The sequence below is a fragment of the Limnospira sp. genome, assembly GCF_051859755.1.
Classification (GTDB): domain Bacteria; phylum Cyanobacteriota; class Cyanobacteriia; order Cyanobacteriales; family Microcoleaceae; genus Limnospira; species Limnospira fusiformis.
On record NZ_JBIMLI010000162.1, the window covers coordinates 1 to 9,728 of the forward strand.

A 9,728-nucleotide genomic window follows, 5' to 3' on the forward strand; every position below is an offset into this window, starting at 1 on the left:
ATTGATTGCTTCCCTTCGTCCTAACCGTTCATCAATCAATAATTCTTCTGCTTTCACTTCCAATGCCAACCCACTTAAAGGAGAAGTATCACTCACGACAATCATAGCCATCCCTTAGCCGTTAAATGCTGTATATCCTCCTGCAATTCCTCCAAATCGTAATGAATATTGATGCCCCTCTCTGAGAGAATCTGTTGGAATCTAAACTGAGAGATATAGCGACTAATACTTGCAAAATTAATCAATAGCATTTTAAATGACTTTAACCATCCCACAATCCTGATTTAATCGCTTCGATATCCTCTGCTAAATCATCTTGGTCGTATTGCCGAACAACATGATTTTCTCCCAACAGTTTTTGAAACTCCCACAGGGAATAATTCAACAACCGACGGGCTTGACTAAAGGTAAACACCTTATTTTCGTAAAGTTGCATGGCAATTTGTTCTAAAACTGCCGTCTCACCTTGCTCAATTAATTCGATGGAAATTTGTATGTTAATTTCTTGCATCTACCATCACCTCATCATTTCAAAAGACATTCATTCCCCAGCAGCCGCTTGGCAAAGGTAACGAGTTCTTGAATCCGCGAGAGATAAGACTGCACTCCGTGTTCATCCATCGCCACACAGGGGGTAGAGAATACCATCCCCATTTTACACCACAATCCAGAAACCGGGTTGCTTCCACCGACTCATTTTTAACAAAACTTGTCCCAGAAACTGGATAGTTAACACCCATTTGTAAACGCTACCTCAAGTTTGTTCCTGCTCAAAATCCCGAATTTTGTCATATAAACTATCCACTGTTTCATCCGCAAAGGTATCATCTTTAATCAACAAATAATCGCCTGACCCCAGTTGACAAGCCACAACAAATCTAGCAAATTTGACAGGTTCCATGTGAGCGGATAGGATTTTTAGCGCCTCTTCGATAACTTGTCGTTCTTTTGGTAAATTAACCTTCATAATCAACCTCCGTGATCAAATAGGTGGGATTCATAACTGGTAAATCTAGGGCTTGGCAGCGATTAATCAGACGTTTATCGCAGGTGAGAAAATAATCACTCCCAGACGCTTCCGCGCTGGCAATGTGTAAAGCATCTAAAGACTTAACACCCATCTCTTCCAGTGCTTTTGCTCGAAGGCGAATCTCAGGTGTCAGTTTCTGATAGGTCTTGGACAAACTAAGCCAGAGATTGACAGCATTGGCACGCTCAAGACGAGAGTTACGACTATTTTCATAGTCTAAAACACTGGAACTGACCAGAGCAATTTTCTGACTTTCAATCAGGGTTAGAATTAGAAGAAACGCCTGGGTTTCTAAAAATATTTAGACCTGTGATTGATCGTCAAAGGGACGATTTAAAACGCTTGTGTCTAGGTAAATACGCATACCAGACATCTATCTCCAGTCAAGGATTGGTGGGCAAGTTTAGAGTCTCAGTTTCTACTGACGACTGAGTGTTCCTACACACCCTAGTATTTTAGTCCCTGCCCTGAACGTTGAGGCGTTCTTGAATCAGCGAGAGATAAGACTGCGATCGCTTTTCATCCATAGCCACACACCGGGTAGAGAATACCATCCCCATTTTACCCCATCCCCGCACCGCAAAAACCGGGTTTCTTGACCAAATTTTTGCCACAGAAACACAGATGTTGACAGAAAGGCGGTTTCTGGCTTTAAGGCGATCGCCTTTTTTTACCGCACCCCATCCAGCATACTGAGCAAGACAGCAATAGTAAAAGGATGCACATTATCACCTCGATTATCTGACCAGGGAGCAGTTCACAGTCAAAGTTAAAATTTTCAGGCATCGGCGGGTTTTCGGATATTATCTACTGAGTAAATCTCTCCCCAAGCCGCCTTGTATTGTTAAACTAGAGCATCTAGCACAGTTTTATTGAAGATAATTCGACCAGCCGTTGTCCGCACATATTGGGAAATCATGTTCCCCTCCTTATCTTCTCGAACTCTCCTGGTCAAGGAACCGCCAGCTTAATAAAGCCCATGGGATGTCGTCGCACCCGCGATTCTGTAACTTCTACCCCGCAACGTTCGCAAACAATCCCCCGATGTCGGACTCGTTTATATTTACCACCGTGACATTCCCAGTCCTTAGCCCGTCCCAAAATGCGCTCACAGAACAACCCATCCATTGCATTGAATGCTAACACAAAAAACCGTTCCATCGTCGCGGGTGCGCGGAGAGGGGCAGGTGCTTGTAGGTGATGCTTTCCGAATCAGCCATCAAGTCCACCTACCCAATTTCTGAACCCGCCCCAGCAGATGAATTGACCTACAACCGGTTACCCTGATCGTCGTCATCAATGACGCTCAAATCGTATGTAGGCTTAGAAGGTGTTCTGACCCGGTGAGGCTCATCAGCCATCAGGTCTACCTCCAAATCTTTACTAGCACCATCCTTTTTGTTAGTTTCCACCTTATGAGCTGCAATATCCAAACACAAAGATTGCAACTCCCGCATCAGCACTTTAAACGATTCTGGCGTACCTGGTCGAGGGATAGCTTTGCCTTTAACGATCGCATTGAGAGCTTCATTACGGCCTGCCATATCATCAGACTTAACCGTTAGCAACTCTTGCAAAGTATAAGCTGCCCCAAACGCTTCCAATGCCCACACCTCCATTTCTCCGAACCGCTGACCGCCTTGTTGTGCCTTTCCACCCAACGGCTGTTGAGTCACCAAAGAATAAGGACCAGTAGACCGGGCGTGAATCTTATCATCCACCAAGTGAACCAACTTGAGGATATAAGCGATACCCACCGTTACCGGTTGGTCAAAGGCTTCTCCCGTGCGGCCGTCATAAACAATAGTTTTGCCTGGGTATTCCTCACTAAATAACCAATCCTTTTTGAGTTTTTCGCGGGCTTCTTTAAGTTTACTGTGGACTGTCTCACGGGACATTTCTTGACCAAACATTTCATCAAACGGGATCACCTTAAACCGCCGTTTCAGGTTTTCTCCCGCCCATCCCATCAAACACTCAAAGATTTGACCTACATTCATACGACTAGGCACACCCAGGGGATTCAGGACGATATCCATTGGCCGACCATCAGGGAGATAGGGCATATCTTCAATGGGAAGAATACGCGAGACAATCCCCTTATTACCGTGGCGGCCCGCCATTTTGTCTCCCACCTGAATTTTACGTTTTTGTGCCACATAGACCCGCACCACCATATTAGCTCCTGGGGGCAGTTCATCGCCTTGTTCTCGGGTAAACACCCGCACATCGACCACCCGCCCTTTTTCACCATTAGGAACCCGCAGCGAGTTATCCCGCACATCCCTGGCTTTTTCTCCAAAGATAGCCCGCAGCAGTTTTTCTTCTGGGGGTTGGTCCGACTCTCCTTTCGGGGTAACTTTTCCTACCAGAATATCTCCCGACTCTACCCAAGCGCCAATGCGAATAATCCCGGAAGCGTCCAGTTGTCGCAGGGAGTCTTCCCCGACGTTGGGTATTTCGCGGGTAATTTCTTCGGGTCCTAGTTTGGTTTGTCGCGCCTCAATCTCAAATTTTTCGATATGGATTGACGTATAAACATCGTCATAAACCAGACGTTCACTAATTAGGATTGCGTCTTCATAGTTGTAGCCTTCCCAGGGCATATAGGCCACTAAAACGTTATGACCCAGAGCCAATTCTGCCCCTTCCGTCGAGGAACCATCAGCTAACACCTGACCTGCCACTACTTGGTCGCCTTCATAGACTAAGGGGCGCTGGTTTAAGCAGGTATCTTGGTTAGACCGTTGGTATTTTTGCAGTTCATATTCGATTTCCCAACCTTCCGGGTCAATCACCCGAATTTTCGCGCCATCCACATAACTGACTTCTCCATCAGTACGAGATACAATCACCATACCTGAGTCCCGCGCCGCCTGGGCTTCTAGTCCCGTTCCTACAAACGGACGTTCAGGACGCAGCAGCGGAACTGCTTGGCGCTGCATATTGGAACCCATCAGCGCACGGTTAGCGTCATCGTGTTCTAGGAAGGGAATTAGGGAGGTAGCTACCGAGACAATTTGCACCGGGGAAACCGCTACATAGTCCACTTGGTCGGGGCTGGTTTTGGTGAAGTCCTGACGATAACGCACCGGAACTAGGTCGCCGAGGATATATCCCTCGGAGTCATAGCTAATGTCTCCTGGTGCTACCCGTAAATCGTCTTCCTCGTCAGCCGTCATATACACCGGAGACAAATCTCGGCGCACTCGTCCATTTTCTACGGGATAGTAAGGGGTTTCGATGAAGCCGTAGGGGTTAACCCGGGCGTGGGTAGCCAGGGAGCCAATTAGACCCGCGTTCGGTCCTTCTGGGGTTTCGATGGGACAGATACGACCATAGTGGCTTGGGTGAATATCACGCACAGCAAAGCCAGCCCGTTCTCGTGTTAAGCCACCGGGACCTAGGGCAGATAAACGCCGTTTATGGGTTAATTCCGCTAGGGGGTTAGTTTGATCCATAAATTGGGACAGTTGGCTAGACCCGAAAAATTCTTTGATGGCTGCTACCAAAGGTTTCGGGTTCACTAGGGAGGCGGGGGTTAGGGTTTCGGCATCGCCAACGGTCATCCGTTCCCGAATAATTCTTTCTAAACGGTTTAAACCTACTCGGATTTGGTTTTGCAATAGTTCCCCTACTGAACGCACCCGACGATTACCCAGGTGGTCAATGTCATCGGTTTCGCCGATGTCGTATTCTAGGTTAATCAGGTAGTCGATCGCCGATAGAATATCAGTGGGAGTTAGGACTCTGGTGCTATCTGGCACACTTAGCCTTAGTTTCCGGTTCAGTTTATGCCGTCCTACCCGACCCAAATCATAGCGTTTCGGGTCAAAGAAGCGATTCTGCAAAAGTTGTTCTCCCCCGGTGATGGTGGGAGGTTCCCCTGGTCGCAGTTTTCGATACAACTCCATCAGGGCATCTTCTTCGCTAAATTCCCCTTCTTTTTCGATGGTTTTTTGGAAGTAGTCTGGGTGCCGCAATGCGTCAAATATTTCGTTATTCGTCAATCCTAGGGCTTTCAGAAGTATCTGAGCCGATAGTTTGCGAGTTTTGTCAATTCTTACCCAAACTAGATCATTTTTATCGGTTTCAAATTTCAACCAAGCGCCTCGGTTCGGGATGAGGGAGGCGCTATAGGTACGTCGTTGGTTTTTATCGATTTCCGATTTGTAGTATACCCCCGGACTCCGCACAATTTGGTTAACAATAACTCGCTCGGCTCCGTTAATAATAAACGTGCCACGTTCGGTCATTAAGGGCAGGTCTCCGATAAAAACTTCCTGCTCCTTAATCTCCCCGGTTTCTTTGTTAATTAGTCGGGTAGGGACGTACATCTGCACGGAGTATGTACTATCCCGCCGTTTGGCATCGTCTACGTCATATTTGGGCTGTTTCAGCTTGTAATCTCTGGCTAAGAAATGCAGTTCTAGTTTCCCTGTATAATCACTGATGGGCGAGAAACTTTCTAATTCTTCAATTAGCCCGGTTTCTAAAAACCAACGAAAACTCGATCGCTGAATTTCAATTAAATCAGGAAGTTCAAATCTCGATCGCTGAATTTCACTGAAATCAGGAAGTTCAAATTTTTTGTCTTTGTCTTTGTCTGGGTCAATTGGGGGGTTGATTTCAATGACAACAACAGCTTTTGAGTTGACCTTGGCATTAGCTTCCCCCTCACAAAAACGCCCCACCGTGGAAAATAATCGCGCCAACTGCTTGTAAAAAAAACTTTCATAGTCACGAATAATCTGCTCTGTCTTGGCCAAATCAGATGTTTCCCCCTGGGCATCTTGATCAACAGGCATCAACATCTTTTCAGTATCCTGATTACCAAGGAGTAGATTTATATCACCATCCCCAACTTTCAAAAGAAAAGAGGCAATTTTGCTGATGATTGAAATACTGAGAAAAATATGTCTTGGTGTTCTTGTCCACTTGGGTGCAGTTGTCGATGCAACCTCCACGGAATACTTACCTTGAGCGCTTGGGTCGGCTTGATAAAAACCCGATTGAGTAATCGTCCCAACTTCGGCATTCCAAACTAGATAACCCGGGTCAATTCGCTCACCAAACTGGTCGCGCCCTATCACTTCAAATTGTTTGTTTGCCCCCGGTGCCAAGGTAACATAAGAAGGTTTTAATTCTAAACGCCGTAAAACGGGTAATAATTCAACTTGAATGGCATCAGTCAACTCCCCAAACGTTGCTTCTACCTTGACAAAACGCGCATCGTAACCCGCGCGAAAAATACCTTGCTGGTTAATCTTCCCGCCGCGATCGCAACTCCATGACACATCACTTAATTCAAAATTAAGACCACTTTGATCATAACCTTCAACCCTAAAATACTCATACTCTTCGGGTTGGAGCTGACTGTGAGCAGGGAGAATTTTGATCTCAGTTAATCTTCGAGGAATAACAATTTCTTGCGTCGCCACAAACTGGTCAACTTGAGCTTGAATAGTACACTGCCCAAAACTTGTGCTATTTGCTTGGAAGTGACCATCCTGATTGATTAAACCGAGATGAGGATTAACTTTAATTGACCAGCGGAGTTGCTCCAGTTTATATCGATCGCCATACTGATCTAAACCGTAGGCTTCAAAGGTATAGCTTTCCCCTGAATCAATTTCTGTTGATTTTGGTTTGGCGATCGCCACTTTAACCAACCTAGGTCGCTCAGTTACTCGTAGCGAAGTTGTATCAGTAATACTCCCAGATTTTGCCGTGATCACAACTGTTTCAGACTGCTCTCCTGCTTCAAATTGATTTTTGACAATGCGACCCGATGAACTTGACCATTCTATATTGTCAACTGCAATTGAATTTCCATACTGATCGTACCCTTGAGCCGACAAAGGCACACGCTCACCACCATACAATTTCGATTGCTCAACATTTAGCTTCAATTTTTTCAAGCGAGGCGGATCTAAAACTTTCCTCACCTTATTAAATAAAAAGCCTATTAGCCATACTACTATTGAGAATAATACCAAAAATAATACGATTTTCCCGAACATTATAAATAATGATACTACAGTATTTTTTAGCCATAAAAATGGTCTATAAACGAGCTGATTTAGGAAAATCAAAAAATGAATATTTGAGTCGAAGCCAAATAAATGTACCATATCTGTTAAGAATCTAAGAGATTCCAGTAAATTCCATATTTTGATGTGTTTACCCCGAGGAACAGAGAAACTGTTAAAATTCAGATTTCCAGTCTCACCTCCTGCAACTGTGCCGCCACCAACTCGCACACCTGCACAAACCCCTTATCCAGCTACTCCAGATGACGTTTGAGGATTTGCGGTTCTTCCACACCCGGACAGGCGAGGAGTTTTTGAATCAGCAAGAGATAAGCCTGCACACGCTTTTCATCGATAGCCACACACGGGGTAGGGTATACCATCTCCATTATACCCCAAAAAACCGGTTTTCTGGGGGTGGGGGAATGTCACAGTCATATATTAATCTGGGATGTGGCGATCGCATCGGAGTTATATCGGAGTTATAGGTATGCTTAGGCATTCAGATACTGATGAGATTTGACCAACATCAGGGTTAGCTATTAGTACAGATAAGCAGGTCAGTGAAAATGCGATCGCATCCCCATTTTATCCCCTACCTTGGAGGTGACGTTCCCTTGGTGAGGGGGTAGGATTGACTCTGAATAGGGAGTTGGCTAGAATCAAATCAACTCAAGTTAAACCTATAGATATAATGGCATTCATACAAAAAGTGATAGGGGTCAGTTTAACTGTGACCTGCTCAACTTTGGGGATATTGCAAGAGGCGATCGCCCAGTCTACTGCGGTTCCCATTACCCGGATCGTATTTTTTCCCTCTCCGGAACAGGAAATCCGTGTCGCTGATTTTGTTGTTCCCGATCGCCGCCCCAGGGAAACATCGGCTTACGGAGGGCAGTTGAGCCGTTATGATGTGCATATTGCCAAAATGTTTGAAATTACCCGCCATGAATGTCTGCAAAGTTTAAGTTCCGGCAGGCGACCTTTAGACATAATTATTTGGCGATATTATGCGGGGGGCGGAAATATCAAAATGGGAGCCTACAGCATTAACTGTCAAGAGGCGAGAAGGGTTGCCAATCGCTACGGTTTAGGACAAGCGGAACCGACCATAATCACTTATTACAGAGTAACTACGACCGTTAATATCCCCATTTTAGATATTACCGCTTCAAAAGTCGATGACTGGAAAAGTTTTATCCGAACATTACCAGTTGAAGGGATGGATTGACTGAATTTCAAATTGTTAGAGCGATCGCACCCCAATTTTACCCTATCCCCCCCACATTGAATCCCGTTGATCACGTTTCCCCGTCACCAATTAACCGGGTCGGCGAAATCAATCAATTGCCTAATATTCATGGTGATTTCCTGGGTAACAATAGAGATTTTATTTGGGTTTCCCACCATGACGGAGATAGTCCCCCCTCCCAGACAACTCCATCCCATTGGCACAGGTAAGGAGTTCTCGAATCCGCGAGAGATAAGACTGCGATCGCTTTTCATCCATCGCCACACACCGGGTAGAGAATACCATCCCCATTTTACCCCAAAGAAACCGGGTTTCTGGGGGTCGGGGAATGTCACAGTCATATATTAATCTGGGATGTGGCGATCGCATCCGAGTTATATCCGAGTTATAGGTATTCTTAGGCATTCAGATCCTGATGAGATTTGACCAATATCAGGGTTAGCTATTAGATAAATTTAAGGGATTTTATCAACCCTGTTTCTTGACTACACAGAGACTCAGAAAATAGGTTGATTGCTTAAATCTTATTGAACCAGATATAGATGCTGTAAGAAAACCGATTTCTTGAACCCCACCCACTTTACTATGCTTGATGAAAATTATCTAAAATACTTTTAATTTGCTCCTTAGTAATATCTTCCTGCTCCGATTTACTATAAATCGTCAATAACAAAATGCTGGTTTCTGATTCCAGTAAATAAATAATGCGATATCCAGCACTTTTGCCTTTTTGGATATTACTATTTTTAGCTCTGACCTTGTAAACATAAAGATGATCACCAAAACCCGAAAGGCGATCGCCTAACACCGAGCCTTTTTGGAGTTCCTCTATTAACCCCTGAGTATCAGAGCGAATATTTCGATATTTTTTGGCTAATTTTTTGAGGTTATCACGATATTCAGGTGTGAAATAAATGTTCACTAATTCAGGATTATTCGGCATCAATTCCCTCCCACATTTGTTCTAGGGGAATTCTTCTTCCGGCTTGAGCATCTTGCAACGCTCGGATTAAACTGGCTTGAATTTCCTCAACCGGAGTATCGTCAGCATCCAATTCATCTTCATCAGATATCAAAACGATAACTTTGACCCGAATATCAGGTTTAACTTCTAAAGGTTCATCTAGCAAAATGTGACCCTGATGATTGACTTTTCCCAATACCTCAAATGCCTTCATTGTCTTACCTCAAAATATGTCATACCAATGCTACCTGGGCAAAAGTAACCCAACATTTTTATGTCTGTTATGATTTGATTTTAGCACATTTATCACTCACAAATACGGTTCCGTTCTCTCCTTTTCCCTCCCCACCCTCCCCAAAACTCAGTCAAGTCTGAAACCGGGTTTCTGGGGGTCGGGGAATGTCACAGTCATATATTAATCTGGGATGTGGCGATCGCATCCGAGTTATA

The 9,728-nt window shown here is 44.8% G+C and carries 12 protein-coding genes; 1 reads left to right on the forward strand and 11 read right to left on the reverse strand.

The features are described 5' to 3' along the window. Positions 1–101: 101 nt before the first annotated feature. From ACTIE0_RS20685 to ACTIE0_RS20720, 8 genes are all read right to left on the reverse strand, one after another. Positions 102–251: a UPF0175 family protein gene (locus ACTIE0_RS20685; RefSeq protein WP_006622865.1), complete on the reverse strand. Its 150-nt coding sequence runs from the start codon at positions 249–251 to the stop codon at positions 102–104. Positions 252–262: 11 nt separating this feature from the next. Next, on the reverse strand, positions 263–511 hold the full coding sequence (locus ACTIE0_RS20690; RefSeq protein WP_006622863.1) for a UPF0175 family protein: 249 nt from the start codon (positions 509–511) through the stop codon (positions 263–265). 243 nt (positions 512–754) lie between these two features. Next, the gene (locus ACTIE0_RS20695; RefSeq protein ID WP_006670555.1) at positions 755–967 is read right to left on the reverse strand and encodes a hypothetical protein; all 213 of its coding nucleotides are present in this window, start codon (positions 965–967) and stop codon (positions 755–757) included. Continuing rightward, positions 957–1,331 carry a PIN domain-containing protein gene (locus ACTIE0_RS20700; protein WP_315638595.1) on the reverse strand — a complete coding sequence of 125 codons (375 nt, stop codon included), beginning with the start codon at positions 1,329–1,331 and terminating at the stop codon, positions 957–959. The genes ACTIE0_RS20695 and ACTIE0_RS20700 overlap by 11 nt, the downstream gene beginning before the upstream one ends. A gap of 154 nt (positions 1,332–1,485) precedes the next feature. After that, entirely contained in the window at positions 1,486–1,644 is a 159-nt protein-coding gene (locus tag ACTIE0_RS20705) for a hypothetical protein (protein ID WP_160162578.1), read from the reverse strand. A gap of 337 nt (positions 1,645–1,981) precedes the next feature. After that, entirely contained in the window at positions 1,982–2,176 is a 195-nt protein-coding gene (locus tag ACTIE0_RS20710; RefSeq protein ID WP_193521350.1) for a hypothetical protein, read from the reverse strand. 122 nt (positions 2,177–2,298) lie between these two features. Further along, a complete protein-coding gene (gene rpoB / locus ACTIE0_RS20715; protein ID WP_439516968.1) occupies positions 2,299–5,592 on the reverse strand; it encodes a DNA-directed RNA polymerase subunit beta in 3,294 nt (1,097 codons plus the stop codon). Between the two features lie 1,724 nt (positions 5,593–7,316). Continuing rightward, positions 7,317–7,445 carry a hypothetical protein gene (locus ACTIE0_RS20720; protein WP_280949152.1) on the reverse strand — a complete coding sequence of 43 codons (129 nt, stop codon included), beginning with the start codon at positions 7,443–7,445 and terminating at the stop codon, positions 7,317–7,319. A 311-nt stretch (positions 7,446–7,756) separates the two neighbouring features. Between ACTIE0_RS20720 and ACTIE0_RS20725 the strand changes: the two genes are divergently transcribed. Then, a complete protein-coding gene (locus ACTIE0_RS20725; protein WP_006670560.1) occupies positions 7,757–8,293 on the forward strand; it encodes a hypothetical protein in 537 nt (178 codons plus the stop codon). A gap of 83 nt (positions 8,294–8,376) precedes the next feature. On the opposite strand, the gene ACTIE0_RS20730 is transcribed toward ACTIE0_RS20725, so the two are convergent. The 3 genes from ACTIE0_RS20730 to ACTIE0_RS20740 all read right to left on the reverse strand — a co-directional run bounded on the left by ACTIE0_RS20730 (position 8,377) and on the right by ACTIE0_RS20740 (position 9,492). Further along, a complete protein-coding gene (locus tag ACTIE0_RS20730) occupies positions 8,377–8,655 on the reverse strand; it encodes a hypothetical protein (RefSeq protein ID WP_006670561.1) in 279 nt (92 codons plus the stop codon). 242 nt (positions 8,656–8,897) lie between these two features. Further along, complete coding sequence (locus ACTIE0_RS20735; protein ID WP_006622859.1) at positions 8,898–9,257, reverse strand: type II toxin-antitoxin system RelE family toxin; 360 nt, start codon at positions 9,255–9,257, stop codon at positions 8,898–8,900. Then, positions 9,247–9,492 carry a type II toxin-antitoxin system RelN family antitoxin gene (locus ACTIE0_RS20740; RefSeq protein ID WP_006622858.1) on the reverse strand — a complete coding sequence of 82 codons (246 nt, stop codon included), beginning with the start codon at positions 9,490–9,492 and terminating at the stop codon, positions 9,247–9,249. The genes ACTIE0_RS20735 and ACTIE0_RS20740 overlap by 11 nt, the downstream gene beginning before the upstream one ends. Positions 9,493–9,728 lie beyond the last annotated feature (236 nt).

Excerpts from the sequence above, each read along its gene's own strand:
- ACTIE0_RS20685 (WP_006622865.1), bottom strand. The coding sequence starts at position 251 with ATGCTATTGATTAATTTTGCAAGTATTAGTCGCTATATCTCTCAGTTT.
- ACTIE0_RS20690 (WP_006622863.1), bottom strand. The coding sequence starts at position 511 with ATGCAAGAAATTAACATACAAATTTCCATCGAATTAATTGAGCAAGGT.
- ACTIE0_RS20695 (WP_006670555.1), bottom strand. The coding sequence starts at position 967 with ATGAAGGTTAATTTACCAAAAGAACGACAAGTTATCGAAGAGGCGCTA.
- ACTIE0_RS20720 (WP_280949152.1), bottom strand. The coding sequence starts at position 7,445 with ATGGTATACCCTACCCCGTGTGTGGCTATCGATGAAAAGCGTGTGCAG.
- ACTIE0_RS20725 (WP_006670560.1), top strand. The coding sequence starts at position 7,757 with ATGGCATTCATACAAAAAGTGATAGGGGTCAGTTTAACTGTGACCTGC.
- ACTIE0_RS20730 (WP_006670561.1), bottom strand. The coding sequence starts at position 8,655 with ATGACTGTGACATTCCCCGACCCCCAGAAACCCGGTTTCTTTGGGGTA.
- ACTIE0_RS20735 (WP_006622859.1), bottom strand. The coding sequence starts at position 9,257 with ATGCCGAATAATCCTGAATTAGTGAACATTTATTTCACACCTGAATAT.
- ACTIE0_RS20740 (WP_006622858.1), bottom strand. The coding sequence starts at position 9,492 with ATGAAGGCATTTGAGGTATTGGGAAAAGTCAATCATCAGGGTCACATT.